Here is a 26,236-nt window from a genome sequence, read left to right as displayed (position 1 = left end):
ATGACCGCCCAACGCACGGCGCTCGACAAGAACCGCTGGCACTTCAACCACGGCCCGATCGACATCGTGGCCGAGGCGCATGGCGATCCGTACGCCGTCGCGGCCGCGCACGACGCGGCGTGGGCGCGCTTCGTCCACGTGCTCGACGAACTCGTGCGCGAACTGCCGCTGCTGCGCCTGCCCGTCACCGACCGGATGCGCCCGCGCAATGTCGTGGCGCGCCGCATGTGGGATGCGTGCGCGGCGTTCTCGCCGACCTTCATCACGCCGATGGCGGCGGTGGCCGGCTCGGTGGCGCAGGAGCTCATCGCGTTCTACCAGCGCCCCGGCGTCGAGCGCGCGTGGATCAACAACGGCGGCGACATCGCGCTGCATCTCGCGCCCGGCCAGTCGGCGCGCGTGGGCGTGTTCTCCGACCTGGCGCGCTTCGACCTGCGGGATCACATCGTTCGCGAAGGCGGCGTGCTCACCACCGACGGCCAGTTCGAACTGCGCGCCGACCAGCCCGTGCGCGGCGTGGCCACCAGCGGCTGGCGCGGGCGCAGTTTTTCGCTGGGCATCGCCGACAGCGTCACCGTGCTGGCCCCCACCGCGGCGCAGGCCGATGCGGCCGCCACGGTGATCGCCAATGCCGTCGATGTCGACGACCCGGCCATCGCACGCCGCCCCGCGAGCGAATGCAAGGACAACAGCGACCTCGGTGACACGCTCGTGACCGTCGACGTGCCCACGCTGGCCCCCGCGCAGGTGCGCAGCGCACTCGATACGGGCGCGGTGTGCGCCAAGGTCCTGCAAAAAGGCGGGCTCGTATGGGCCGCTCTGCTCGTTTGCCAGGGGCAGTGGCGCCTTGTCGAGCCCTTATGCTCGAAGGCGCTCAAGGCAGCGCCTTCCAATGCAGTTGGTTCAGTATTTGCTTAACGAAAAGCCAGGTCCTTTTTCATGATCGAAATACGTCGCGTCTTCACCCATGTCGAGCACATCCACCACGAGTTCGGCCCGCGTGCCGATACGCCGCTGGTGCGCGGTGCCATCGGCGTCGTGCTGACCAATCCCTTCGCGGGCCGCTACGAGCCCGACATCCTTCCCATGATGGCGCTGCTCGACCCCGTGGGCGTCGACATGGCGCACCGCCTGCACGCCGCCATGGACGTGCCGCTGGAGCAGATCGCCACCTACGGCAAGGGCGCCGTGGTCGGTGCCGACGGCGAGCTCGAGCACGGCGCGCTGTGGCATGTGCCCGGCGGCTACGCCATGCGCGAGCTGCTCGGCTGGAAGGGCGACCGCGCGGCCTACACCGCAGGCAAGGGCGAAGAAAGAACCGGCCAGCCCGGCAACGCGCTGTCCATCGTGCCGTCGACCAAGAAGGTCGGCGCGCCGGGCACCGCGCTCGACGTGCCGCTCACCAACATCAACGCCAGCTACGTGCGCGGCCAGTTCGATGCCATCGAGGTGCGCGTGCCCGGCGCACCCGCCGCCGACGAGATCGTCTTCATCCTCGCGATGAGCACCGGCTACCGCATCCACGCACGCGTGGGCGGCCTGCTGGCCAAGGACATCAGCAAGTGGGACGGCCTGCGCTGACCCGCATCGCATTGCACAGAGACAAGACAAGGAACACACAGAACATGACCGCCAACATCCGCAAGCTCATCGTCCAGGTCGATGAAACCCGCAAGGAAATGGGCCAGGACGTGTCGCCGCCCACGCGCCGCGCCGTCGCCATCGCCGTGATCGAGAACCCGTACGCGGGCCGCTACAGCGAGAACCTCGACGAGCTCATCGCCATCGGCGAAGAACTCGGTGCGCTGCTGGGGCAGAAGGCCGTGAAGGCGCTGGGCATCGAGCCCGGCCAGGCCCAGAGCTACGGCAAGGCCGCCATCGTCGGCGAACGCGGCGAGCTCGAGCACGCCGCCGCCATCCTGCATCCCAAGCTCGGCGCGCCGCTGCGCGTGGCCGTGGAGAAGGGCGCGGCGCTCGTGCCCTCGGCCAAGAAGCAGGGCACGCTGGGCACCGCCATCGACGTGCCGCTGGGCCACAAAGACGCCGCCTTCGTGCGCAGCCATTTCGACGCCATCGAGGCCCGCGTGTCCGACGCGCCGCGCGCCAACGAGATCGTGGTGGCGGTGGCCGTCACCGACAGCGGCCGTCCGCTGCCGCGCATCGGCGGGCTGCAGGCCAGCGAGATCAAGGGCGAGGACGGCCTGCGCTGAGCCGCCGTTTCTTCACCGTCATTCCAGCCACCATTCACGCCGTTTCCCTTTCTCTTTCGATCCCAAGGAGTTTCCCCATGAACCCATTGCGTCACGTCTTCAGCGCCGCGGCCCTCGCCGCGCTGACCACCGCTCTCGTTCCCGCGCATGCGCAGGGCGTGATCAAGATCGGCGAGGTCAACAGCTACAAGTCGCAGCCCGCCTTCCTCGAGCCCTACAAGAAGGGCATGGAACTGGCCGTCGAGGAAATCAACGCCAAGGGCGGCGTGAACGGCCGCAAGGTCGAGCTCATCACGCGCGACGACAACGCCAACCCCGGCGACGCCGTGCGCGTGGCCGAAGAACTGGTGGCGCGCGAGAAGATCGATGTGCTGACCGGCACCTTCCTGTCGAACACCGGCCTGGCCGTGGCCGACTTCGCCAAGCAAAAGAAAATCTTCTTCCTGGCTGGCGAGCCGCTCACCGACAAGATGACCTGGCAGGGCGGCAACGAGTACACCTACCGCCTGCGCCCCGGCACCTACATGCAGGCCGCCATGCTGGTGCCCGAGGCCGCCAAGCTGAAGAAGAAGCGCTGGGCCGTCGTGTACCCCAACTACGAGTACGGCCAGTCGGCCGTGGCCGCGTTCAAGACGCTGCTGAAGGCCGCGCAGCCCGACGTGGAGTTCGTCGCCGAGCAGGCGCCGCCGCTGGGCAAGGTCGACGCGGGCGCCGTGGCGCAAGCCCTGGCCGATGCCAAGCCCGACGCCATCTTCAACGTGCTGTTCGGCGCCGACCTGTCGAAGTTCGTGCGCGAAGGCAATACGCGCGGCCTGTTCAAGGACCGCTCGGTGGTCAGCGTGCTCACCGGCGAGCCCGAGTACCTCGATCCGCTGAAGGACGAGACGCCCAACGGCTGGATCGTGACCGGCTACCCCTGGTACGGCATCCAGACGCCCGAGCACAAGGCCTTCTTCCTCGCGTACCACGAGAAGTACAAGGACTACCCGCGCCTGGGCTCGGTGGTCGGCTACAGCATGATCAAGTCGGTCGCGGCGGGCATCGCCAAGGCCAAGAGCACCGAGACGCCGAAGCTGGTCGAGGCCTTCAAGGGCCTGCAGGTCGACACGCCGTTCGGCAAGATCAGCTACCGCCCCGAAGACCACCAGTCCACCATGGGCGCCTTCGTCGGCAAGACGAAGAACGAGAACGGCAAGGGCGTGATGGTCGACTACACCTACTTCGACGGCGCCAAGTTCCAGCCGTCGGCCGCCGACGTGAAGAAATCGCGCGCCGCGGATTGATCGGCTCGCCCCCAGGCTGCGCGCACTTCGTGTCGCTACTCCAACCCCCTGCCGGGGGCAACACCGGAGGCCCGGCAAAGCCGGTTCCTCGGTGTTCCCGGTATGGCTCCCTTCCCTTCCGGGGGAGGGTTGGGGTTGGGGGCGATGGCGCTACCCACCGAGCTGCACCGAATACGGACGCTTCCCCCATGAATGAAAACCGCCACCAAAAGGCCTTCGGATGAGTCTTTCGTCATTGCTGCTTCAGTTCCTGACCGGGCTGTCGTCGGCTTCGTCGCTGTTCCTCGTGGGGGCCGGCCTGTCGCTGATCTTCGGCGTCACGCGCATCGTCAACTTTGCGCATGGCTCCTTCTTCATGGTCGGCATCTACGTGGCCTACACGCTGGCCGAGAAGCTGGGCTCCGGCGTCGGCTTCTGGTCGGCGCTGGTGATCGCGGCGGTCGCGGTCGGCGTGCTGGGTGCGCTCATCGAGATGGTGCTGCTGCGCCGCATCTACAAGTCGCCCGAGCTGTTCCAGCTGCTGGCCACCTTCGCGCTCGTGCTTGTCATCAAGGACGCGGTGCTCTACTTCTGGGGCCCTGACGAACTGCTCGGCCCGCGCGCGCCGGGCCTGTCGGGCTCGGTCGAGATCCTGGGCCGGCAGTTTCCGACCTACGACCTGTTCCTGATCGTCGTCGGCCCGGTGGTGCTGGGCCTGATGTGGCTGCTGCTCACGCGCACCCGCTGGGGCACGCTGGTGCGCGCCGCCACGCAAGACCGCGAGATGGTCAGCGCGCTGGGCGTGAACCAGGCCTGGCTCTTCACCGCCGTGTTCGCGCTCGGCGCCATGCTCGCGGGCCTGGGCGGCGCGCTGCAACTGCCGCGCGAACCCGCCACGCTGGCCATGGACCTCAACACCATCGGCGCGGCCTTCGTGGTCGTGGTGGTGGGCGGCATGGGCTCCATTCCGGGCGCCTATGCGGCGGCCCTGCTCATCTCCGAGATCAAGGCCGTGTGCATCTGGCTCGGCGTGGTCGACATCTTCGGCTACAGCGTGTCGTTCTCCAAGCTCACGCTGGTGGTCGACTTCATCGTCATGGCCGTCGTGCTGGTGTGGCGTCCGTGGGGCCTGTTCGGCCGACCGCAGGCACCCAGCCGCTACGTGGGCATGGCCGAGGAGCCGCTGCGCCGCGCGAGCAAGGGCTACCTGTGGCTGGTCGCCGCGCTGGGCCTTGCGCTGATGGCCATGCCGCTGCTCACCGCCGATTCGCCCTACACCACGGTGCTGATGATCGACCTGCTGATCGCCGCGCTGTTCGCGGCCAGCCTGCACTTCATCATGGGCCCGGCCGGCATGCATTCGTTCGGCCACGCGGCGTACTTCGGCCTCGGGGCCTACGGCGCGGCGCTGCTGGTGCGCGCCAGCGGCCTTCCCATGGAAGTGGCGCTGGTCGTGGCCCCGCTGGTGGCGGCCATCGGTGCGTTTATCTATGGTTGGTTCGCGGTGCGGTTGTCGGGCGTGTACCTGGCCATGCTCACGCTGGCCTTCGCGCAGATCACATGGGCCATCGTCTACCAGTGGGATTCGTTCACCGGCGGCAGCAACGGCCTCACGGGCGTGTGGCCCTCGGAGTGGCTGTCGGACAAGCGCGCCTACTACTGGCTCACGCTGGTGCTGGTGGCCGCGGGCATCCTCATGCTGCGCCGCGTGCTGTTCTCGCCCTTCGGCTATGCGCTGCGCGCGGGCCGCGACTCGGTGCTGCGCGCCGACGCCATCGGCATCGACGTGAAGCGCATGCAGTGGACCGCCTTCGTCATCGCGGGCACCGCGGCCGGCCTGGCCGGTTCGCTCTATGCGTTCTCCAAGGGCAGCATCTCGCCCGAGAGCCTGAGCGTCGACAAGTCGGTCGACGGCCTGGTGATGGTGCTGCTGGGCGGCATCCAGACGCTGGCCGGGCCGGTGGTGGGCGCCGTCACCTTCAGCTGGCTGCACGACACCGTGGCGCGCAACACCGACTACTGGCGCGCGACGCTGGGCGCCATCATCCTCATCCTGGTGCTGCTGTTCCCGCAGGGCATCGCAGGCTTCGCGAAACAGCTGACCGACAAGCTGATGCGCCGCGGCAAGGCCGATACGGCACCGGCTGGCGCCGAAGTGAAGGAGGCCAAGGCATGAGCACCCCCCACGACACAACCACCGGCAAGGCACCCTTGCTCAAGGTCGAGAACCTCGGCAAGTCCTTCGGCGGCGTGAAGGCCGTCGACGGCATCAGCTTCGAGCTGCACGCCGGCGAGCTGCTCGCGCTCATCGGCCCCAACGGCGCCGGCAAGTCGACCACCTTCAACATGGTCAACGGGCAGCTCAAGGCCGACCAGGGCTCGATCCTGTTCGACGGCCACGAGCTGGTGGGCCAGAAGCCGCGCGCCATCTGGCGCAAGGGCGTGGGCCGCACCTTCCAGATCGCCGAAACCTTCGCCTCGCTCACCGTGGTCGAGAACGTGCAGATGGCCATGCTGTCGCACGACGGCAAGCTGTTCTCCATGTGGCGCCGCGCGGCCGACCACAAGCGCGACGAGGCGCTGGTGCTGCTCGACCAGGTCGGCATGAAGGCCCAGGCCGACCGCCCTTGCAGCGAGCTGGCCTACGGCGACGTCAAGCGCGTGGAGCTGGCCATTGCCATGGCCAACGCGCCCAAGCTGCTGCTGATGGACGAGCCCACCGCCGGCATGGCGCCCAAGGAGCGCAACTCGCTCATGGCGCTGACCAAGGACCTGGTGATCCAGCGCGGCCTGGCCGTGCTGTTCACCGAGCACAGCATGGACGTGGTGTTCGCCTATGCCGACCGCATGATCGTGCTGGCCCGGGGCCGCCTCATCGCGCAGGGCAAGCCGCTGGAAATCCGCGACCACCCGAAGGTGCAGGAGGTGTACTTCGGCAGCGGCAAGACATTCGAAAAGATCGCCGAGAAGGCTGCGGCCGTGTCGGCCGCGTTGGGAGAAACGGCATGAGCGGTGAACTGTTGCTCGAAGCGAAGGCCGTGTGCGCCTGGTATGGCGCCGCGCAAATCCTGTACGACGTCGACCTCGAGGTGCGGCGCGGCGAAGTGGTCGCGCTCATGGGGCGCAACGGCGCGGGCAAGTCGACCACGCTGAAGACGCTCATCGGCATGCTGGCCAAGCGCCGCGGCGCGGTGCGCTTCCTGGGCCGCGACATTTCCAGGAGCGAACCGCACGTGGCCGCGCGCCTGGGCCTGGGCTTCGTGCCCGAAGACCGGCGCGTGTTCACCGACCTCACCGTCACCGAGAACCTCGAGGTGGGCAAGCAGCCCGCGCGCCGCTGGAGCGACGGCACCGACGCGCCGCTGTGGACGCCCGAGCGCCTGTTCAAGCTGTTTCCCAACCTCGGTGAAATGCCCAACCGCCCGGGCGGGCGCATGAGCGGCGGCGAGCAGCAGATGCTCACCGTGGCGCGCACGCTGATGGGCAACCCCTACCTGGTGCTGCTCGACGAACCTTCCGAAGGCGTGGCGCCGGTGATCGTCGAGCAGATGGCCAACATGATCCTCGAGCTCAAGGCGCAGGGCGTGAGCATCCTGCTGTCGGAGCAGAACATGCACTTCGCCGAGCTGGTGTCCGACCGCGCCTATGTGCTCGAGAAGGGGCAGATCCGCTACCAGGCCACCATGGCCGAGCTGGCGGCCAACGACGAAGTGCGCCGCGCCTACCTCAGCGTCTGAGTTTTCTTCAACCCTCCGGAGTCCACGCCATGCATCGCAGAACCCTCGTGAAATCCGCCGCCGCCCTCGGGCTGGCCAGCGGCCTCGGCAGTTTCGGTTTCAACGCCTTCGCGGCCGGCAAGATCAAGCCCGGTGCCAAGGCGGCGTTGATCGTGGTCGATGTGCAGAACTGCTTCCTCGACGGCGGCACGCTGGCGGTGAAGGGCGGTAACGAAGTCATTCCGGTGATCAACGCGCTGGCGCCGGCGTTCGAGAATATCGTGGTCACGCAGGACTGGCACACGGCGGGCCATGCGTCGTTCGCCAGCACCTACAGCGGCAAGAAGCCCTTCGAGACCACCAAGCTCAGCTACGGCACGCAGGTGCTGTGGCCCGACCACTGCGTGCAGGGCACCGACGACGCCGCGCTCGGCAAGGACCTGAAGGTGCCCACGGCGCAGATCGTCATCCGCAAGGGCTTCCACAAGGACATGGACAGCTACTCGGCCTTCGAGGAAGCCGACCACAAGACCGCCACGGGCCTGGCCGGCTACCTGAAAGCGCGCGGCATCAAGACCGTGTTCGTCACCGGCCTGGCCACCGACTTCTGCGTGGCCTGGACCGCGATGGACGCGCGCAAGGCCGGCTTCGAGGCCTACGTGATCGAAGACGCCACGCGCGGCATCGACCTGAACGGCTCGCTGGCCGCCGCGTGGAAGCAGATGGCGGCCAAGGGCGTCAAGCGCATCCAGGCCGCCGACATCCAGGCGGCGTGAGCCCCGCGCCCCGCTCTGCGACAAAAACAAGAGACCCCCGACGCATGAAGTTCTCGATTTCAAGGCGCGCCATGGTGGCGGGCGGCGCAGCCCTGGCCTTCGGCCCTGCACTGCTGCGCACGGCACACGCCGACAACGGTGCCAGCGGCGTGAGCGACACCATCATCCGAATCGGCCAGTCGGCCGTGTTCAGCGGGCCGGCCAAGGACTTCGGCGTGGACTACCGCGCGGGCATCAAGCTGTACTTCGACCGCGTCAACAAGGCGGGCGGCGTGAACGGCCGCAAGATCGAGCTCATCTCCTACGACGACGCCTACGACCCCGCGAAGACGGCCGTCAACACCGCCAGGTTGATCGACGAGGACAAGGTCTTCGCGCTCACCGGCTACGTGGCCACCGGCAACCTCGCGGCGGCGATGCCGCTGGCCGAGAAGGCCGGCGTGCCGATGTTCGCGCCGCTGGTGGGCACCAGCTCGTTCCGCACCAAGACCAACCGCAACCTGTTCCACGTGCGCGCGGGCTACGACCTGGAGCTGCGCAAGATCATCAGCCACCTGTCGACCATCGGCATCCAGTCGATTGCCGTGGTCTACCAGGACAGCGCCTTCGGCAAGTCGAACCTCGCCACCTGCGAGGAGCTGGCCGCCGACTACAAGGTGAAGGTGCTGAAGACCTTCCCGCTCGCCATTGCCGCGGAAGACGCGAAGGCGGTCGTTGCCGGCCTTGCCGAGGCCAAGCCCGGCGCGGTGGTGATGATCATGGCGGGGCGCATGGTCGAGGTGTTCATGCACGACTACCGCGCGAGCGCGGGCGGCGCGCCGCTGTACACGCTGTCGGTGGGCATCACCGACGCGGCCGGTTCCGCCAAGCGGCTCGACGGCAAGCTCGCGGGCCTCGTTACCGCCAGCATCGTGCCGCCGCCGCAGGGGCTGCGCGTGCCCATCGTGGCCGACTACCAGCGCGACCGCGCGGAGTTCGGCGAGAAGATCGACAGCTACACCGCGCTGGAGGGCTACATCGTCGCGCGCGTGATGGTCGAGGGCCTGCGCCGCGCGGGCAGGGCCCTGACGCACGACAGCTTCATCGCCGGGCTCGAGAGCATCGGCAGCACGCGCTTCGGCGATTTCCCCGTCGAGTACAGCGCGAAGAACCACAACGGCTCGACCTTCGTGGACCTGGAGATGTACACCCGTGACGGCCAGCTGCGGCGCTGAACCGCTGCTGCACCTGCAGGTCAACGGGCAGGCGCACGCCATCGGCGGCGTGCCGCGCCAGGCGACGCTGCTGCACCTGCTGCGCAACGACCTGGGGCTGAACGGCCCCAAGTACGGCTGCGGGCTCGGGCAGTGCGGCGCGTGCACGGTGCATGTCGACGGCGTGGCGGCGCGCGCATGCGTGATTCCCGCGCACGGCGTGGCGGGCCGCGCGATCACCACGCTCGAAGGGCTGGGCGCGCGGGGCGATTGGCATCCGGTGCAGGCCGCGTTCGAAGAGGCGCAGGCCGCGCAGTGCGGCTATTGCCTGAACGGCATGGTGATGCAGGCCGCGGCCCTGCTGGCGCGCGACCCCGAGGCGAGCGAGGCGCGGATCCGCGCGGAGCTGTCGGGCAACCTGTGCCGCTGCGGCACGCACATCGAGATTCTCGACGCGGTGCAGCGCGCGGCTGTGCGCATGCGGGGAGGGGTGAGGTCATGAGTGGCCCGTCTTGCCCCCTCTGCCTGCGCAAGAGGAAGAAAACCTCATGACCCGCCGCGCCGATCTCCCGCAGACCCGCGCCGAGTTCCTCGCGTCCGACGGCGTGCTGCTCGTCGTGCGCGAAGCCCCGCCCGCGCCGCCGCCCGCCAAGGGCCAGCCCGCGCTCATCGCCGGCAACCCGATCGAAGGCGACGAGATCCTGCTCGCAGTGTGGGACGACGGCAGCGCCTCCGCGCTCAACGGCCACGTCGACCTGGGCACCGGCATCCAGACCGCGCTCGGGCAGATCGTGGCCGAGGAGCTCGACCTCGGCATGCCCTGCGTGCGCATGATGCTCGGCGATACCGCGCGGGTGCCGAACCAGGGCGCGACCATCGCCAGCGCGTCCATCCAGATCCATTCGCAGCCGTTGCGCCTGGCCGCCGCGCAGGCGCGCGCCTGGCTGCTCGCGCGCGCGGCCGAGCGGCTCGGCGTGGCCGTCGATGCCCTGCAGGTGCGCAACGGCATCGTGCGCGTCACCGAGACGCCGGAGCGTCACCTCGGCTATGCCGAGCTGGTGGCCGGCCAGCGCACCGTGCTGCGCCTCGACGCGAAGGCGCAGCCCAAGGACCCGAGCGACTACCGCGTGGTCGGCACACGCCAGGCGCGCGTCGACATTCCGGCCAAGCTCGCGGGCGAACTCGTCTTCGTGCACGACATGCGCGTGCCCGGCATGCTGCACGGCCGCGTGGTGCGCCCGCCGTACGCGGGCGCGGACCACGGCGAGTTCATCGGCAACACGCTGGAGTCGGTCGACGAGTCGTCCATCGCGCACATTCCCGGCATCCGCGCCGTGGTGGTCGTGCGCGATTTCGTCGGCATCGTCGCCGAGCGCGAGGAGCACGCCGAGCAGGCGCTGCGCGAGCTGCGCGTCACGTGGAAGCCCTGGCCCGGCATGCCCGACCTGAGCGACGTGGCACAGGCCCTGCGCGACAACCCGTCGACGCAGCGCCTGCTGGTCGACGAAGGCGATGTAGCCGGCGCCATCGCAGGTGCCGCGCAACCGATGCGGCGCACCTATGTGTGGCCGTACCAGATGCACGCGTCCATCGGGCCCTCGTGCGCGCTGGCCGAGTGGCTGCCTGACGACGGCAGCGGCAACGCGGCGCCCTCGGGTGGCATCGTCCTGCGTTGCTGGGCCGGCTCGCAGAACCCGCACGTGCTGCGCGTCGACCTGGCCAGGCTCATGGGCGTGGAAGACGTGCAGGTCGACGTGGTCCGCATGGAGGCCGCGGGCTGCTATGGCCGCAACGGCGCCGACGACGTGGCCGCCGATGCCGCGCTGCTCGCGCGCGCGGTCGGCGCGCCGGTGCGCGTGCAGCTCACGCGCGAGCAGGAGCACGCGTGGGAGCCCAAGGGCGCGGCGCAGCTCATGGAAATCGACGGCGGCCTCACCGCCGACGGCCGCGTGGCGGCCTACGACTTCGAGACCTCGTACCCGTCCAACGGCGCGCCCACGCTGGCGCTGCTGCTCACGCGCACCATCGAGCCGGTGGCGCAGGCCTACGAGATGGGCGACCGCACCGCGCGCCCGCCCTACGGCTACGACAACCTGCGCGTGAAGGTGAACGACATGGCGCCGATCGTGCGCGCCTCGTGGCTGCGCGGCGTGTCGGCGCTGCCGAGCTCGTTCGCGCACGAGTCGTACATCGACGAGCTGGCCACCGCCGCGGGCGTGGACCCGGTGCAGTTCCGCCTGCGCTACCTGCAGGACCCGCGCGCCATCGAGCTGGTGCAGGCAACCGCGCAGAAGGCCGGCTGGCGCATGCGCACGGGCCCGCAGGAAAACGCGAACGGCGGGCTCGGCGAGGGCGGCGACATCCTCTTCGGCCAGGGCTTCGCGTACGCGCGCTACATCCACAGCAAGTGGCCGGGCTTCGGCGCGGCGTGGGCCGCGTGGGTGGCCGACGTGGAGGTCAACCGCAAGACCGGCGAGGTGCATGTGCGCCGCGTGGTGGTGGGGCACGACGCGGGGCTGATGATCAACCCCGCCGGGGTCGAGCACCAGGTCCACGGCAACGTGATCCAGACCACGAGCCGGGCGCTGAAGGAGCGGGTGGAGTTCGCGCCGCAACGGAAGCAGCAGCAGCAGGCGGAAGGCGGCGCACAGCTGCCGGGCATATTGCCCTCGGGCGTGGTCGCGAGCCGCGAGTGGGGCAGCTACCCGATCATCAACTTCCGCGAAGTGCCGGTGATCGAGGTCATGCACATGCCGCGGCCCGGCGAGCCTTCGCTGGGGGCGGGGGAATCGTCTTCGGTGCCGGGAACCGCGGCCATCGCGAATGCGATCTTCGATGCGACGGGCGTGCGGTTCAGGTCGCCGCCGTTCACGCCGGAGACGGTGCTGGCCGAGTTGAACCGGGAGTTTCTTCCTCCGCCTGCGGGAACGGGCGGGGGCGGGGGTGGGGGCGAGCGGCGCCTGGAGGGCGACGCCGTCGTGCCGCCATCCCAGCCTTCCCCCAGGGGGGAAAGGAGCAACGCGGTCTGGCCCACGCGCAAGGGGCTGTGGGCCACGGGCGCGGCGCTGGTCGTCGGCGGCATCGGCGTCATCGCCGGCCTGCTCGGCTGGCGCTCGGCGATCGCGCCGGTGTCGCTCACCGCGCCGGTGTACAGCCAGGCCACCATCGAGCGCGGCCGCGTGCTCGCCGCGGCGGGCGACTGCGCCGTGTGCCACACCGCGCCCGGCGGCACGGCCAACGCCGGTGGCCGCGCCATGGACACGCCCTTCGGCACGCTCTACACCACCAACCTCACGCCCGATGCGGACACCGGCCTGGGCCGCTGGTCGTTCAGCGCCTTCCAGCGCGCGATGCGCGAAGGCGTCTCGCGCGACGGCCACTACCTGTACCCGGCCTTTCCCTACACTGCCTTCGCCAGGACCAGCGACGACGACCTGCAGGCGCTCTACGCGTACTTCATGTCGATGCCCGCGGTGCGCGCGGAAACGCCGGCCTCGCAGCTCAAGTTCCCGTTCAGCATCCGCCCGCTGATGGCCGGCTGGAACGCGCTCTTCCACGACCCCACGCCGATGCAGCCCGTGGCCACGCAAAGCGCGGAGTGGAACCGCGGCGCCTACCTGGTCAACGGCCTGGGCCATTGCGGCGCCTGCCACACGCCGCGCAACGCGCTGGGCGCGGAGCAGGGCGGCAGCGCCTTCCTGTCGGGCGCCATGGTCGACGGCTGGGAGGCGCCCGCGCTCACGCAGCTGTCGAAGTCGGCCGTGCCGTGGGACGCCGACGAGCTGTACCGCTACCTGCGCAACGGCCACACGCAACGCCACGGCATCGCCGGCGGCCCCATGGCCGAGGTGGTGCGCGAGCTGGCCCAGGTGCCCGACGAAGACGTGCGCGCCATGGCCACCTACCTCGGCTCGTTCAACCCCGCACCGGCCGAAGACCCGAAGGCTGTCGCGCAGCTGGCGCAAAAGGCGCGGCAGGTGGTGGACAACGCCGCGCGCACGCAGGGCCGGCTGCTCGGCCCCGCGCAACGCATGTTCGACAGCGCCTGCGCGTCGTGTCACCACGACGGCAACGGCCCCACGCTCTTGGGCGTGAACACGCCGCTGGCGCTCAACAGCAACCTCACCAGCGCGAAGCCCGACAACCTGCTGCGCACCATCCTCGACGGCGTGCGCGAACCCGCGGCGCGCGACATCGGCTTCATGCCCGCGTTCCGCGAAGCGCTCGACGACCGGCAGATCGCCGAGCTGGCCGGCTACATGCGCGCGCGTTTCGCGCCGCAGGAGCAGGCGTGGAAGAACCTGCAGTCCGAGGTCGCGCGCGTGCGGGCCGCGCCGGGCCACTGAAAGCCAGGAGCGGCTTCACAGGGCGACCGAGGCCCTGGCCTGGGCAGTCCGCCGGATGCGCCGCTACGATGCCACGTAGCGCACCCATCCACGGAGACAAACCCATGCCATTGAACCTCTCGACTTCTTCCAGCCTGCCCCGCGACGCCGAGCGCGCCACCCTCGTCGGGCGCCTGTGGCAACCCGGCGTGGGCCCCGTGCTGGTGGCCGTGCACGAAGGCGGCCTGCACGACCTGTCGAAGCTCGCGCCCACCATGAGCGACCTGCTGGAAGCCGACGAAGCGCCTGCACAAGCCGTTCGCCGCGCATTGAAGGACGCGCCGCGCATCGCCTCGCTCGACGAAGCCATCGCCAACAGCGACCAGGGCGAAGGCGGCACGCACGACACGAACAAGCCGTGGCTGCTCGCGCCCTGCGACCTGCAGGCCATCAAGGCCAGCGGCGTGACCTTCGTCGCGAGCCTGCTGGAGCGGGTCATCGAGGAACAGGCCCGCGGCGACGCGTCGAGGGCCGAGGCCACGCGCGCGGCCATCGGCGGCGTGCTGGGCGACAACCTCGCGGACATCGTGCCCGGCTCGCCCGAGGCCATGAAGGTGAAGGAGGTGCTGATCGCGCAGGGCGTGTGGTCGCAGTACCTCGAGGTCGGCATCGGCCCCGACGCCGAGATCTTCACCAAGGCCCCGGTGCTCGCGGCCGTGGGCACGGGTGCCGACGTGGGCATCCACGAAGGCTCGGTGTGGAACAACCCCGAGCCCGAGGTGGTGCTGGCCGTCAACAGCCGCGGAGAAACGCGGGGCGCCGCGCTGGGCAACGACGTCAACCTGCGCGACTTCGAAGGCCGCAGCGCGCTGCTGCTGGGCAAGGCGAAAGACAACAACGCCTCGTGCGCCATCGGCCCGTTCATTCGTTTGTTCGATGCGCACTTCGGCATCGACGACGTGCGCCGCATCACCGTGGCACTGGAGGTGACGGGCCCCGAGGGCTTCACGCTCGAGGGCTCCAGCTCGCTGTCGAAGATCAGCCGCGACCCGCTCGACCTCGTCGCGCAGACCATCGGCAAGCACCACGCGTACCCCGACGGCTTCATGTTGTTTCTGGGAACGATGTTCGCACCGACACAAGACCGTCACGGTCCTGGGCAAGGATTCACCCATGTCGTGGGAGACCGCGTGCGCATCGCCGCACCCGAGCTCGGCGCGCTGGTCAACCGCGTGGTGCATGCGGACCAGGCGCCGCGTTGGACTTTCGGGGTGGGCGCGCTGATGCGCAACTTGGGTGGACGCGGGCTGCTGTAAACGTTCCGTAGACGTTCCGTCGAGCGACCACAAGGAGTTGTACTCCTTTGTGATTCATGGCTCGTGCGTTGCATCCGTTGCTGTTGACCGCCTTGCGCGTTCCCCTCAAGATAACTGTTGTTGACGAATGGTTAACTAAGGGAGAAGAGGTTGTCGCAAAGCGATATCGAACTGATGCAGTCGGCTGTGGAAGGCGCGCGCCCGTGCGGCGAAGACCTCGAATACGACCCTGATTTTCTTGCCCTGCACCAGGCGACGACGGGCAAGCGCGAGCAACAGTTCGGCTCGACCATCATTCCCGCCGAACCCCCCGACTGGGCGCGCGTGGAGCGCCTTGCCAAGCAACTCTGCAGCCGCACGCGCGACCTGCGCGTGCTGGTTCCCCTCACCCTCGCATGGACCGAAAGCCGCGGCTTGCCAGGCTATGTGGGGGGCCTTCAGCTGGTGGACACGGTGTTGCGCACGTTCTGGAACGACGTGCATCCGCGCGTGGTCGAAGACGGCTTCGAAGACCCGCTGCCGCGCATGAACGCGCTGGCCGCGCTGGCCGAGGCCGAAGGCCTGGGCCGCAGCGTGCGCGACGCCAAGCTGCTCGACGACGCAGGCACGTCGATGAGCCTGCGCCAGGTCGAGGCGCTGCTCGATTCGAGCAAGACCGACCACCAGATCGACTACCCCGGCGGCATCGGCCGCCTGCGCGACGCGGCGCGCCGCGAGCACGACAGGTCGGCCGCGCCCGTGGTGGCCCTGCGTGCCGCGCTCGACCTGCTGCAGCGCATTCGCGAGACCTGCGAACGCGCGCTCGGCCAGAGCTGGGCGCCTGACTTCTCGCGCCTCGAACGCTCGCTGCGCACGGTGGTGCAACTGCTGCCCGAGCAGGCCAGCGCCGACATGACGAAAGTCATGGAAGGCCACTCTGGAGCCGATCCCCAAGGCATTGAACTTTCGACTGCACCTGCTGCGAACACCGCCGCGAGCCATGCAAATGGCGGCATCGGCCTACGCGCGCCACGAATTAAAGATATTGAAATATCCAATCGTGATGATGTGCAAGTGTTGTTGGAAAAAGCTTGCCTGTACCTGGAGCGCGCGGAGCCCAGTCATCCCGCGCCCATGTTGATACGCCGAGCGCAACGGCTTCTGGAGCTGAACTTCTTCCAGATCATCGAAGAGCTCGTGCCCGAGGGATTGCAAAAGATCGAAAGCCTTGCAGGGCGCCCGCTGAGCGGCGGCGCCGGCAGTGCGGATTAGCCGCGGCGCATTGGTACCCACCAGCGCGCCGGGGAGCGGGGCGCGAACCCCCTGTGCATTTCAGATTCAAGAGGAAGCTTTATGGCAGACAACCGTGTCAGGAACAGTGGTCAGAAGTTCATTGCGCGCAACCGTGCGCCGCGCGTGCAGATCGAGTACGACGTGGAGATCTACGGCAGCGAACGCAAGATCCAGCTGCCCTTCGTGATGGGCGTCATCGCCGACCTCGCGGGCAAGCAGGTGGACCCGATGCCCGACCTGGCGGAGCGCGAGTTCATGCCGGTGGACATCGACAACTTCGACGACCGCATGAAGTCCATCAAGCCGCGCGTGGCCTTCCAGGTGCCCAACACGCTCACGGGCGACGGGCAGATGAACGTCGACATCACCTTCGACAGCATGGACGACTTCTCGCCCGCGCGCATCGCGCGCCAGGTGGACGCGCTGCAGCAGCTGCTCGAGGCACGCACCGAGCTGTCGAACCTGCTGTCGTACATGGACGGCAAGAACGGCGCCGAACAACTCATCGCGCAGGCGCTGCAGAACCCGGCGCTGCTGAAGTCGCTGGCCTCCGCGCCGAACCCGGCGGTGGCCAAGGCGGTGGAAGCCGCGAACGAGAAGTCGGGCACCCCCGGCACTTCTCCCGAGTAAGCGCGAGCAGCAAGGACACAGCCACCATGAGCACCGCATCCCAGAAGACCGCCGCGCAGGCGCAGGCCACCACCGAGGCGCTTGCGCCCAACGAGTTCTCCGACCTGCTGCAGCGCGAGTTCAAGCCCAAGACCGACCAGGCCCGCGAGGCGGTGGAAAACGCCGTCAAGACGCTGGCCGTGCAGGCGCTGGAAAACACCGTCACCATCTCCAACGACGCCTACCGCTCGGTGCAGGCCATCATCACGGAGATCGACCGCAAGCTCTCCGAGCAGATTAACCAGATCTTGCACCACGAAGACTTCCAGCAGCTCGAAGGCGCATGGCGCGGGCTGCACTACCTGGTGAACAACACCGAGACCGACGAGCAGCTCAAGATCCGCGTGATGTGCGCGTCCAAGCGCGAAGTGGCGCGCTCGCTCAAGCGCCACAAGGGCATCGGCTGGGACCAGAGCCCACTGTTCAAGAAGGTCTACGAGGCCGAGTACGGGCAGTTCGGCGGCGAGCCGTTCGGCGCGCTGATCGGCGACTTCCACTTCGACCACAGCCCGCCCGACGTCGAGATGCTCGGTGAGATGGCCAAGATCGCCGCGGCCGCGCACTGCCCCTTCATCGCGGGCGCGTCGCCCACGGTGATGCAGATGGAGTCGTGGCAGGAGCTGTCGAACCCGCGCGACCTGACCAAGATCTTCCAGAACACCGAGCACACCGCCTGGCGCTCGCTGCGCGACTCGGAAGACGCGCGCTACATCGGCCTGGCCATGCCGCGCTTCCTGGCGCGCCTGCCCTACGGTGCGCGCACCAACCCGGTGGACGAGTTCGAGTTCGAGGAAGAAACCGACTCGGCCGCGCACAACCGCTACACCTGGGCCAACTCGGCCTACGCCATGGGCGTGAACATCAACCGCTCGTTCAAGCAGTACGGCTGGTGCACGTCCATCCGCGGCGTGGAGTCGGGCGGCGCGGTGGAAAACCTGCCCACCCACACCTTCCCCACCGACGACGGCGGCGTGGACATGAAGTGCCCCACCGAGATCGCCATCAGCGACCGGCGCGAGGCCGAGTTGGCCAAGAACGGCTTCATGCCGCTGGTGCACCGCAAGAACTCCGACTTCGCGGCCTTCATCGGCGCGCAGTCGCTGCAGCTGCCGGCGGAGTACTACGACGCCGACGCCACCGCCAACGCCAACCTGGCCGCGCGCCTGCCGTACCTGTTTGCCTGCTGCCGTTTCGCGCACTACCTGAAGTGCATCGTGCGCGACAAGATCGGCTCGTTCCGCGAGCGCGAGGACATGGAGCGCTGGCTGAACGACTGGATCATGAACTACGTCGACGGCAGCCCCGGCACCTCGTCGCAGGACACCAAGGCCATGAAGCCGCTCGCCGCGGCCGAGGTGCAGGTCGAGGCCATCGAGGACAACCCGGGCTACTACGCCGCGAAGTTTTTTCTCCGGCCGCACTACCAGCTCGAAGGGCTGACCGTGTCGTTGCGGCTGGTTTCGAAGCTGCCGTCCAACAAGAAGGACAGCAGCTAGTTCAAACGGCGACCCGGGCACGGGCGCACACAACTCTGGGGGTTAACTTATGGCAGTAGACATGTTCATGCGCGTCGAGGGCGCGAACGGCGAATCCAAGGACTCGAACCACAAGGACTGGACGGATATCAAGTCGTTTGCATGGGGAGCGACGCAGCCTGGAAACATGGTCAGCGGCGGTGGCGGCGGCGTGGGCAAGGCCAGCTTCAACGACCTGCAGGTGCTCGCGCGCATCGACAAGGCCGCGCCCGCGGTGCTGAAGAACTGCGCCAGCGGCAAGCACCTGGCCAAGGTCGAGGTGTCGGTGTGCAAGGCCGGCGGCGCGCAGATCGAATACACGCGCGTCACGCTCGAAGAGGTGCTGGTCACCTCGGTGCAGTACACCGCCGAGCAAGGCTCCGACGCCGTGTTCGTGCAGTACGCCTTCCAGGCCGCCAAGGTGAAGCAGCAGTACTGGGAACAGACCGACAAGGGCGGCAAGGGCGCCGAGACGGTGCTGGGCTGGAACCTGAAGGAAAACAAGGAGGCCTGATCGGCTTTTTGTTTCCTGGCTCGCGTGCGCGACCGGTCTTCCCGGCCGGTCGCGCCGGTTTCCCCGACGGCCTGCAGCCACTGCACGGTCGTCCTTCGCACAGTGGCCCGCAGCGGCGCCATGTGCCAGTCAGTCAGCGAGGTTGCTTCATGGGAGATGGGTTTGCAGTGCTGGGCGAACGTTCCGTGGCCGAGCACACCGAATGGGTGCAGCGGCAGATCCGCGCCAAACCCCAGGACGCCAGCCTGCGCCTTGCGTTGTGCCACTTTCTCGCGCTGCGCGGCGAGTGGCAACGCGCCGAAGACCAGCTCAGGCAGGCCACCCGGCTGGACCCGACCTTCACCCCCGCGAGCGTGACCTGCTCGATGGCGCTCGCGGCCGAACGCCATCGCACCGAATTCTGGAACGGCACGCGCGCGCCGGCCGTGCTGGGCGGCAACGCCGAATGGGTCGAGCAGCTGATCGCCGCCGCGGCGCTGCCGCCCGAGCGTGCCGACGAAGCCGCCGCCCTGCGCGACAGCGCGCGGCAGGCCGCACCCGGGTTGCAGGGCACGCTGACCGGCGTGGACCGCAGCGATTCACGCGCTGCACACTCGGCAAAGGCACTCGACGGCGAACCGGTGGCGCGCACCGGGTTCTCGTGGCTGTGCGACGGCGACGTGCGCATCGGCCCCGTGCTGGAGCTGCTCACGCCCTCGGGCTACGCATGGCTGCCGTTGACCGAGGTGCGACGCATCAAGTTCTCGCGTCCGCAGCACCTGGTCGACCTGCTGTGGGCGCCCGCCGAGATCGAGCGGCACGACGGCCCTGCGCTCAACGGCCTGGTGCCCGCGCGCTACCCCGGCGCGCTCGACGGGCTGGACGACGGCACCATGCTGGGCCGCCGCACCGACTGGCTGCCGCTGCCCGGCGACGAGCAGTACGCCGGCGTGGGCCAGCGCACGCTGATCAGCGAGGCCGGCGACCATTCGCTGCTCGACGTGCGGCTGATCGAGTTCAACCGCGATATCGACCGCGAGGGCGCCATTCCATGAGCGCCATGCTCGACGCCGACGGCGAGCTGCAGGAAAGCGTGGCGCGCGACCGCCTGCAACCGGTGCTGCTCGACCGCCTGACCGACACCACGCCGCAGACCCGCCAGGAGCGCGCGGGCGCCTTCCTGATGAGCGGCAAGCTGCTGCGCGACTCGGTGCTGCGCGACCTGCAGTGGCTGCTGAACACCACCAACTTCGGCGCCGGTCACGACATCAACGCCATGCCGCGCGCGCGCCGCTCGGTGGTGAACTACGGCGTGCGCGGCTGGGCCGGCGGGCGCATGTCGGAGGTCGACTTCGCCGACGTCGAAGCTGCCATTCGCGCCGCCATCATCGACTTCGAGCCGCGCATCATGAAAGACAGCATCGACGTGCGCTGCGTGACCGACGCCAACGACCTGGAGCACCACAACCTGCTCGCGCTGGAGATCCGCGGCACGCTGTGGTCGGTGCCGTACCCGATCGAGTTCATCCTGCGTTCGGAACTGGACCTGGAAAGCGGGCGCATGGTGCTGCGGCCGACAGGGGGGCTCTGATGCGCGTGATGCCGTCCCCGCATGACTCCTTCTCTCGCAAGCGGGAGAGGGAACAACACGGAGCGCGGCCGCACTGATGGACGCCAAGCTCCTCGACTACTACAACCGCGAGCTCACCTACATGCACGAGCTCGGGGCCGAGTTCGCGCAGCGCTACCCCAAGATCGCGGGCCGCCTGGGCATGCGCGGCATCGAGGTGAGCGACCCCTATGTCGAGCGGCTGCTCGAGGGCTTCAGCTTTCTCACCGCGCGCATCCAGCTCAAGATGGACGCGGAGTTTCCGCGCTTCTCGCAGCGCCTGCTCGAGGTGGTGTACCCCAACTTCCTCGCGCCGCTGCCGGCCATGGCGGTGGTGCAGATCGACGGCAACCTCAACGAAGGCTCGCTGAAGGCCGGCTACGAGCTGCCGCGCCACACCATCCTGCGCGGGCGAATGATCAAGGGCGAGCAGACGGCCTGCGAGTTCCGCACGGGCCATGCCGTCACGCTGTGGCCCATTCGCATCGCGGAGGCCGGCATCGGCCCGGTGCCGGCCGAGATCGCGCATGCGATGCCGATGGTCGCGCGGCAGGCGAAGAGCGCCATCACCATCAAGCTCGAAGCGGTGGGCGGCGCGCGCTTCGCCGACATGCCGCTGGACCGGCTGGAGTTCTTTCTCTCGGGCGCCGAGCTGCATGCGCTGCGCGTGCTGGAGCTTGCGACGCACCACGGCATCGGCGTGGTGTGCCGCAGCGGGCCGGGTGGCGCAGGCGGCGCAGGCGCTGCATCGCGCATCGTGCCGCTTGGCGATGACGCCATCAAGCACGAAGGCTTCGACCCCGAGCAGGCGCTGCTGCCCTACGACGCGCGCTCGTTCCAGGGCTACCGGCTGCTGCACGAGTACTTCGCGTTTCCCGAACGCTACCTGTTCTTCAGCGTGAACAAGTTGCGCGCGGCGGTGCAGGCCATGCCGGGCAACACGATGGAAATCGTGATCCTGCTCGACCGCGCCGACGCCGACCTCGAGCGACTGGTCGACGCCAAGCACTTCTCGCTGTTCTGCACGCCCATCATCAACCTGGTGCCGCGCCGCAGCGACCGCATTCCGGTGGGGCCGGGCCAGCACGAGCACCACGCCGTCATCGACCGCACGCGCCCGCGCGACTTCGAGATCTTCACGGTGGAGCGCGTCACCGGCCACATGGCCAACGGCTCGGAAGAGCGGGAGTTCAGGCCCTTTCTCGGCTCCTTCGCGGCGGACGACGGCGACTTCGGCGCCTACTTCTCGCTGCGCCGCGAGCCGCGCCTGGTGTCCGACCGCGCACGCGCGCAGGGCACGCGCACCAGCTACACCGGCAGCGAGGTGTACGTGTCGCTGGTCGACCAGCACGACGCGCCGTTTCCGCACAGCCTGCGCCACATCACGCTGGACGCGCTGTGCACCAACCGCGACCTGCCGCTGCTGCTGCCCACGGGGCTGGAGTCGGACTTCACGCTGCGCGTGTCGGCGCCGGTGCGCGCCATCCGCATCCTGCGCGGGCCGTCGCGTCCGTACCCGGCGCTGGCCGAAGGCGCGCTCACCTGGCGCCTCATCAGTCACCTGGGCCTGAACTACCTGAGCCTGACCGACGTCGACGCGGCGCAGGGCGCCTCGGCCTTGCGCGAGATGCTCGACCTGTACGGCAACCTGGCCGACCCGGCGGTGCGCCGGCAGATTTCGGGCGTGCGCTCGATGGCGCTCGCGCCCGTGTTCCGCCGCCTGCCCGAGCCGGGCCCCATCGTGTTCGGCCGCGGCGTGGAGATTGCGCTGAAGATCGACGAGGTCGCCTTCTCGGGCGCGAGCCCGTACCTGTTCGGCGCCGTGCTGGAGCAGTTCTTCAGCCGCCACGTGTCGCTCAATTCGTTCACCGAGTTCGCGCTGTCCAGCCTGCAGCGCGGCGAAATCGCGCGCTGGACGCCGCGCGTGGGACGCCGCCCCGCCGTATGAACGAGACCGGCATCAAGGAAACCAACGAAGCCACCGAGGCGACCAAGGCGGCCGACGCCGTGGCGTTGGGCGCGGACGCGTACGGCATCGCACACGCCCTGCAGGCCACCCCCGTGCCTCGCGGCATGCCCGAGCTGGACCCCGAACTGTGGGCGCGCCTGGTCGAGCAGCCCTTCGAGCACGACCTGTTCATGCTGCTGCGCCGCCTCGACGCGCAGGGCGGCCACCCGCTGCTGGGCCGCGCGCCGCGCCCGGTCGACGAGCCGCTGCGGCTGGGCCAGGAGCCGTCGATGGCCTTCGCGCCGTCGAACGTGTCGGGTGTCGACGTGGACGGCGACGGCCCGCCGCGCATCTCCATCTACGGCTTCGGCCTGTTCGGCCCCAACGGCCCGCTGCCGCTGCACCTCACCGAGTACGCGCGCGAGCGCAAGCGCCACCACGGCGACGACACGCTGAGCGCCTTTGCCGACCTGTTCCACCACCGGCTCATCCTGCTGTTCTACCGGGCCTGGGCCGACGCGCAGTCGGTCAACAGCCTGGACCGCCCCGACGGCCACCGCTTCGTCGACTACGTGGCCAGCCTCATGAACATGGGGCAGCCCGGCCTGCAGGAACGCGACCGCATCGCCGACCATGCGCGCACCTTCATGGCGGGGCACCTGGTGCGCCAGACGCGCAACCCCGAAGGGCTCATCCAGATCCTCAAGCTCTACTTCGACGTGCCCGTGCGCGTGGAGGAGTTCGTGAGCGACTGGGTGATGCTCGAGGAGCGCGAGCTGAGCCGCCTGGGCCTGTTCGGGCGCAACCACCAGCTCGGTGGCGGCGCCACGATCGGGCTCGCGGTGCGCGACGCGCAAAGCAAGTTCCGCCTGGAACTGGGGCCGCTGTCGCAGCACGAGTTCCGCGAGTTCCTGCCCGGCAGCAAGCGCCTGCAGCAGGTGGTCGACTGGGTGCGCCAGTACGTGGGCATCGAGTTCGCCTGGGAGCTGCGCCTGGTGCTGAAGAAAGAGGATGCGCAGGGCTCCCGGCTCGGCGGCAGCCAGCGCCTGGGCTGGGGCAGCTGGCTCGGCACGCGGCTGGCCGACACCGACGCCGGCGACATGGTGTTCCAGCCTGAAGCATTGTTTTCCCGCAACGCACCGGCCGCATCCGCGGGCGGGCCTGTTCATTCCTTATGACCGACATTCGCCGCGTCTCGCTCTTTTCCAAGCTCAACCCGATGCTCTACAAGGCATTGGAGACCGCCACCGCCTTCGCCAAGCTGCGCGGCAATGCCTATGTGGAGCTGGTGCACTGGCTGCACCAGATCCTGCAGCTGCAGGACAGCGACCTGCGCCGCATCGTCCGGCGCGCGGGCCTGAACCTGGACGCCGTCGAGCAGGACCTGGTGCGCGCGCTCGACCGGCTGCCGCACGGCGCCACGTCGATCAGCGACATCTCCGAGCACGTCGACAACGCGGTGGAGCGCGCCTGGGTCTATGCCAGCCTGCGCTTCGAGGCCACGTCCATCCGCGGCGCCTACCTGCTCGCCGGCATCGTGAAGACGCCTGGCCTGCGCCAGGTGCTCTCGGGCATCTCGCGCGAGTTCGACAAGCTGGTGCCCGACGTGCTGGTGGCGCAGCTCGCGGCGTGGACCGAGGGCTCGCCCGAAGACGACTTCGACGCCGTGCAGGGCGAGGCCGGCAGCGCCCCCGAGCCGGCCCACCAGGGCGGCGCGCCCGCGGCCGGCGGCTCCGCGCTGGCCAAGTACGCGAGCGACCTCACGGCCAAGGCGCGCGCGGGCGAGCTCGACCCGGTGTATGGCCGCGACGACGAGATCCGCCAGATCATCGACATCCTCATGCGCAGGCGGCAGAACAACCCGCTGCTCACCGGCGAGGCCGGCGTGGGCAAGACGGCGGTGGTCGAGGGGCTGGCCTCGCGGCTGGCCTCGGGCGACGTGCCGCCGTCGCTGAAGGACGTGTCGCTGTGGGTGCTCGACCCCACGCTGCTGCAGGCCGGCGCGGGCGTGAAGGGCGAGTTCGAGCAGCGCCTGCGCCAGGTCATCGACGAGGTGGAGAAGAGCCCCAAGCCCATCGTGCTGTTCGTCGACGAGGTGCACACGCTGGTGGGCGCGGGCGGCACGGCCGGCACGGGCGATGCGGCCAACCTGCTGAAGCCCGCGCTGGCCCGCGGTCGGCTGCGCACCATCGGCGCGACCACGTGGTCGGAGTACAAGAAATACATCGAGAAAGACCCGGCGCTCACGCGGCGCTTCCAGACCATCCAGGTGCACGAGCCCACCGAACCCAAGGCGGTGGTCATGCTGCGCGGCATTTCGGCCGAGCTGGAAAAGCACCACGGCGTGCTCATCCTCGATGCCGCGCTGGAAGCGGCCGTGAGCCTGTCGCACCGCTACATTCCCGCGCGCCAGCTGCCCGACAAGGCCGTGAGCCTGCTCGACACCGCCTGCGCCCGCGTGGCGCTGAGCCAGCATGCGCTGCCCGCGGCCATCGAAGACCTGCAGCGCCGCATCGAGGTGCTGGGCATCGAGTCGGGCATCGCGGGGCGCGAGGCGGCCATTGGCGTGGGGGCGCACCAGCGCGTGGCGGACATCGCGGCCCAGGTGGCCGCGGCGCAGGCCGAGCTCGACCTGCTGGAGACGCGGCGCGTGCAAGAAAGCGCGCTGGTCGAACGCATCGTGGCGCTGCGCAAGCAGCTGTCGCCGGCGGCGGTGCCGGTGCAGGCCGAGGCGGGCGCATCGCAGGAAGACGATGCGCCACGCACCGAAGCTCAAGCAGCACCTCAGCTCGAACCTGCACGCACCCCTGACGACATCCGCGCAGAACTCAACGATGCGCAAGACAAGCTGGTGCAGCTGCAGGGCGAGTCGCCGCTCATCCTCGCGGCCGTCGACGCGCAGGCCATCGCCACCGTGGTGGCCGACTGGACCGGCATTCCCATCGGCCGCATGGTGCGCGACGACGCGCAGTCGGTGCTCAAGCTCGGCGAGATCCTGTCGGCGCGCGTGGTCGCGCAGCCCGACGCGCTGGAGACCATTTCGCGGCGCATTCGCACCGCGCGCGCGCGGCTGGACAACCCCAACAAACCCGTCGGCGTGTTCCTGCTGTGCGGCCCCTCGGGCGTGGGCAAGACCGAGACCGCGCTGGCCCTGTCGGAGGCGCTGTACGGCGGCGAGCAGAACCTGGTCACCATCAACATGAGCGAGTTCCAGGAGTCGCACACCGTTTCCACCTTGAAGGGCGCGCCGCCCGGCTACGTGGGCTACGGGGAGGGTGGCGTGCTCACCGAGGCCGTGCGCCGCCGGCCCTACAGCGTGGTGCTGCTCGACGAGATCGAGAAGGCCCACACCGATGTGCACGAGATCTTCTTCCAGGTGTTCGACAAGGGCTGGATGGAAGACGGCGAGGGCCGCCATATCGACTTTCGCAACACCGTGATCATCATGACCTCCAACGTCGGCACCGACCTGGTCATGCAGCTGTGCGAAGACCCGAGCCTGCGACCCGACCCCGAGCCGCTGGCCGCCGCGCTGCGCGAGCCGCTGCTGAAGGTGTTCGCGCCCGCGCTGCTGGGCCGGCTGGTGGTGGTGCCCTACTACCCGCTGCATGCCGAGGCGCTGCACCGCATCATCCGGCTGCAGCTGGACCGCGTGGCGGTGCGGCTGCAGGCCAACCACGGCATTGCATTGGCTTACAACGACAGCGCGGTGGAACTGGTCGCGCGGCGCTGCACGGCCATAGAGTCGGGTGGACGGATGATCGATGCGATCCTCACGCACACCATCCTTCCGCGACTGAGCGAGGAAGTCATCGGCGCCACGGTCAGTGCGCGCAAGCTCGCCGCCGTGCAACTGGGCGCGGCCGGCGACGACTTCCACTACGAATTTTCCGAAGCGCCGCACTGAACGGTTTCAGCACGCGCCATCGAAAA

Annotated in this window: 21 protein-coding genes; all 21 read left to right on the top strand. The window is 69.0% G+C overall.

The genetic code is table 11. The features are described from left to right. Window positions 1-918, top strand: coding sequence for a UPF0280 family protein (locus tag AB6807_RS16410; protein ID WP_371085403.1), 918 nt, complete (start codon window positions 1-3; stop codon window positions 916-918). Between the two features lie 21 nt (window positions 919-939). Continuing rightward, window positions 940-1,581, top strand: a complete 642-nt coding sequence (locus tag AB6807_RS16405; RefSeq protein WP_371085402.1) for an amino acid synthesis family protein — start codon at window positions 940-942, stop codon at window positions 1,579-1,581. A gap of 44 nt (window positions 1,582-1,625) precedes the next feature. After that, a complete protein-coding gene (locus tag AB6807_RS16400) occupies window positions 1,626-2,210 on the top strand; it encodes an amino acid synthesis family protein (RefSeq protein ID WP_116911601.1) in 585 nt (194 codons plus the stop codon). Window positions 2,211-2,287: 77 nt separating this feature from the next. Next, on the top strand, window positions 2,288-3,493 hold the full coding sequence (locus AB6807_RS16395) for an ABC transporter substrate-binding protein (RefSeq protein ID WP_371085401.1): 1,206 nt from the start codon (window positions 2,288-2,290) through the stop codon (window positions 3,491-3,493). Window positions 3,494-3,713: 220 nt separating this feature from the next. Then, window positions 3,714-5,648 (top strand): ABC transporter permease, encoded by a 1,935-nt coding sequence (locus AB6807_RS16390; protein ID WP_371085400.1) that lies wholly within the window; start codon window positions 3,714-3,716, stop codon window positions 5,646-5,648. Continuing rightward, window positions 5,645-6,481 (top strand): ABC transporter ATP-binding protein, encoded by an 837-nt coding sequence (locus AB6807_RS16385; RefSeq protein WP_371085399.1) that lies wholly within the window; start codon window positions 5,645-5,647, stop codon window positions 6,479-6,481. Before AB6807_RS16390 ends, AB6807_RS16385 begins: the two co-directional genes overlap by 4 nt. Then, on the top strand, window positions 6,478-7,209 hold the full coding sequence (locus tag AB6807_RS16380; protein ID WP_371085398.1) for an ABC transporter ATP-binding protein: 732 nt from the start codon (window positions 6,478-6,480) through the stop codon (window positions 7,207-7,209). The genes AB6807_RS16385 and AB6807_RS16380 overlap by 4 nt, the downstream gene beginning before the upstream one ends. A 29-nt stretch (window positions 7,210-7,238) precedes the next feature. Further along, the gene (gene pncA / locus AB6807_RS16375) at window positions 7,239-7,964 is read left to right on the top strand and encodes a bifunctional nicotinamidase/pyrazinamidase (RefSeq protein WP_371085397.1); all 726 of its coding nucleotides are present in this window, start codon (window positions 7,239-7,241) and stop codon (window positions 7,962-7,964) included. A gap of 44 nt (window positions 7,965-8,008) precedes the next feature. After that, the gene (locus AB6807_RS16370) at window positions 8,009-9,178 is read left to right on the top strand and encodes an ABC transporter substrate-binding protein (RefSeq protein WP_371085396.1); all 1,170 of its coding nucleotides are present in this window, start codon (window positions 8,009-8,011) and stop codon (window positions 9,176-9,178) included. Then, entirely contained in the window at window positions 9,156-9,659 is a 504-nt protein-coding gene (locus AB6807_RS16365; RefSeq protein WP_371085395.1) for a (2Fe-2S)-binding protein, read from the top strand. The genes AB6807_RS16370 and AB6807_RS16365 overlap by 23 nt, the downstream gene beginning before the upstream one ends. A 46-nt stretch (window positions 9,660-9,705) precedes the next feature. Next, window positions 9,706-13,503 carry a molybdopterin cofactor-binding domain-containing protein gene (locus AB6807_RS16360; RefSeq protein ID WP_371085394.1) on the top strand — a complete coding sequence of 1,266 codons (3,798 nt, stop codon included), beginning with the start codon at window positions 9,706-9,708 and terminating at the stop codon, window positions 13,501-13,503. 104 nt (window positions 13,504-13,607) lie between these two features. Further along, complete coding sequence (locus tag AB6807_RS16355; RefSeq protein ID WP_116911592.1) at window positions 13,608-14,798, top strand: fumarylacetoacetate hydrolase family protein; 1,191 nt, start codon at window positions 13,608-13,610, stop codon at window positions 14,796-14,798. A 174-nt stretch (window positions 14,799-14,972) separates the two neighbouring features. After that, on the top strand, window positions 14,973-16,049 hold the full coding sequence (gene tssA / locus AB6807_RS16350; protein ID WP_371085436.1) for a type VI secretion system protein TssA: 1,077 nt from the start codon (window positions 14,973-14,975) through the stop codon (window positions 16,047-16,049). An 81-nt stretch (window positions 16,050-16,130) separates the two neighbouring features. Next, window positions 16,131-16,700, top strand: a complete 570-nt coding sequence (gene tssB, locus AB6807_RS16345) for a type VI secretion system contractile sheath small subunit (RefSeq protein WP_116911590.1) — start codon at window positions 16,131-16,133, stop codon at window positions 16,698-16,700. Between the two features lie 26 nt (window positions 16,701-16,726). Then, entirely contained in the window at window positions 16,727-18,235 is a 1,509-nt protein-coding gene (gene tssC / locus AB6807_RS16340; RefSeq protein WP_116911589.1) for a type VI secretion system contractile sheath large subunit, read from the top strand. Window positions 18,236-18,284: 49 nt separating this feature from the next. After that, window positions 18,285-18,767, top strand: coding sequence for a type VI secretion system tube protein Hcp (locus AB6807_RS16335; protein WP_116911588.1), 483 nt, complete (start codon window positions 18,285-18,287; stop codon window positions 18,765-18,767). A gap of 149 nt (window positions 18,768-18,916) precedes the next feature. Beyond that, a complete protein-coding gene (locus tag AB6807_RS16330; RefSeq protein ID WP_371085393.1) occupies window positions 18,917-19,801 on the top strand; it encodes a type VI secretion system accessory protein TagJ in 885 nt (294 codons plus the stop codon). Continuing rightward, on the top strand, window positions 19,798-20,337 hold the full coding sequence (gene tssE, locus AB6807_RS16325) for a type VI secretion system baseplate subunit TssE (protein ID WP_371085392.1): 540 nt from the start codon (window positions 19,798-19,800) through the stop codon (window positions 20,335-20,337). Before AB6807_RS16330 ends, tssE begins: the two co-directional genes overlap by 4 nt. Before the next feature lie 76 nt (window positions 20,338-20,413). Next, complete coding sequence (tssF, locus tag AB6807_RS16320; protein WP_371085391.1) at window positions 20,414-22,303, top strand: type VI secretion system baseplate subunit TssF; 1,890 nt, start codon at window positions 20,414-20,416, stop codon at window positions 22,301-22,303. A 125-nt stretch (window positions 22,304-22,428) separates the two neighbouring features. Further along, entirely contained in the window at window positions 22,429-23,481 is a 1,053-nt protein-coding gene (tssG, locus tag AB6807_RS16315) for a type VI secretion system baseplate subunit TssG (protein WP_286516272.1), read from the top strand. After that, entirely contained in the window at window positions 23,478-26,210 is a 2,733-nt protein-coding gene (gene tssH / locus AB6807_RS16310) for a type VI secretion system ATPase TssH (RefSeq protein WP_371085390.1), read from the top strand. Before tssG ends, tssH begins: the two co-directional genes overlap by 4 nt. The last annotated feature ends 26 nt before the right edge of the window (window positions 26,211-26,236 follow it).

Origin of the sequence: Variovorax sp. RCC_210, assembly GCF_041355175.1 — a bacterium.
Taxonomy (GTDB): domain Bacteria; phylum Pseudomonadota; class Gammaproteobacteria; order Burkholderiales; family Burkholderiaceae_C; genus Variovorax.
The sequence above is the reverse complement of the archived record's forward strand: the minus strand, read 5'-3'. Positions and strand labels throughout refer to the sequence as shown.

Excerpts from the sequence above, each read along its gene's own strand:
- AB6807_RS16410 (WP_371085403.1), top strand. The coding sequence starts at position 1 with ATGACCGCCCAACGCACGGCGCTCGACAAGAACCGCTGGCACTTCAAC.
- AB6807_RS16405 (WP_371085402.1), top strand. The coding sequence starts at position 940 with ATGATCGAAATACGTCGCGTCTTCACCCATGTCGAGCACATCCACCAC.
- AB6807_RS16400 (WP_116911601.1), top strand. The coding sequence starts at position 1,626 with ATGACCGCCAACATCCGCAAGCTCATCGTCCAGGTCGATGAAACCCGC.
- AB6807_RS16395 (WP_371085401.1), top strand. The coding sequence starts at position 2,288 with ATGAACCCATTGCGTCACGTCTTCAGCGCCGCGGCCCTCGCCGCGCTG.
- AB6807_RS16390 (WP_371085400.1), top strand. The coding sequence starts at position 3,714 with ATGAGTCTTTCGTCATTGCTGCTTCAGTTCCTGACCGGGCTGTCGTCG.
- AB6807_RS16385 (WP_371085399.1), top strand. The coding sequence starts at position 5,645 with ATGAGCACCCCCCACGACACAACCACCGGCAAGGCACCCTTGCTCAAG.
- AB6807_RS16380 (WP_371085398.1), top strand. The coding sequence starts at position 6,478 with ATGAGCGGTGAACTGTTGCTCGAAGCGAAGGCCGTGTGCGCCTGGTAT.
- pncA (WP_371085397.1), top strand. The coding sequence starts at position 7,239 with ATGCATCGCAGAACCCTCGTGAAATCCGCCGCCGCCCTCGGGCTGGCC.
- AB6807_RS16370 (WP_371085396.1), top strand. The coding sequence starts at position 8,009 with ATGAAGTTCTCGATTTCAAGGCGCGCCATGGTGGCGGGCGGCGCAGCC.
- AB6807_RS16360 (WP_371085394.1), top strand. The coding sequence starts at position 9,706 with ATGACCCGCCGCGCCGATCTCCCGCAGACCCGCGCCGAGTTCCTCGCG.
- AB6807_RS16355 (WP_116911592.1), top strand. The coding sequence starts at position 13,608 with ATGCCATTGAACCTCTCGACTTCTTCCAGCCTGCCCCGCGACGCCGAG.
- tssA (WP_371085436.1), top strand. The coding sequence starts at position 14,973 with ATGCAGTCGGCTGTGGAAGGCGCGCGCCCGTGCGGCGAAGACCTCGAA.
- tssB (WP_116911590.1), top strand. The coding sequence starts at position 16,131 with ATGGCAGACAACCGTGTCAGGAACAGTGGTCAGAAGTTCATTGCGCGC.
- tssC (WP_116911589.1), top strand. The coding sequence starts at position 16,727 with ATGAGCACCGCATCCCAGAAGACCGCCGCGCAGGCGCAGGCCACCACC.
- AB6807_RS16335 (WP_116911588.1), top strand. The coding sequence starts at position 18,285 with ATGGCAGTAGACATGTTCATGCGCGTCGAGGGCGCGAACGGCGAATCC.
- AB6807_RS16330 (WP_371085393.1), top strand. The coding sequence starts at position 18,917 with ATGGGAGATGGGTTTGCAGTGCTGGGCGAACGTTCCGTGGCCGAGCAC.
- tssE (WP_371085392.1), top strand. The coding sequence starts at position 19,798 with ATGAGCGCCATGCTCGACGCCGACGGCGAGCTGCAGGAAAGCGTGGCG.
- tssF (WP_371085391.1), top strand. The coding sequence starts at position 20,414 with ATGGACGCCAAGCTCCTCGACTACTACAACCGCGAGCTCACCTACATG.
- tssG (WP_286516272.1), top strand. The coding sequence starts at position 22,429 with ATGCCCGAGCTGGACCCCGAACTGTGGGCGCGCCTGGTCGAGCAGCCC.
- tssH (WP_371085390.1), top strand. The coding sequence starts at position 23,478 with ATGACCGACATTCGCCGCGTCTCGCTCTTTTCCAAGCTCAACCCGATG.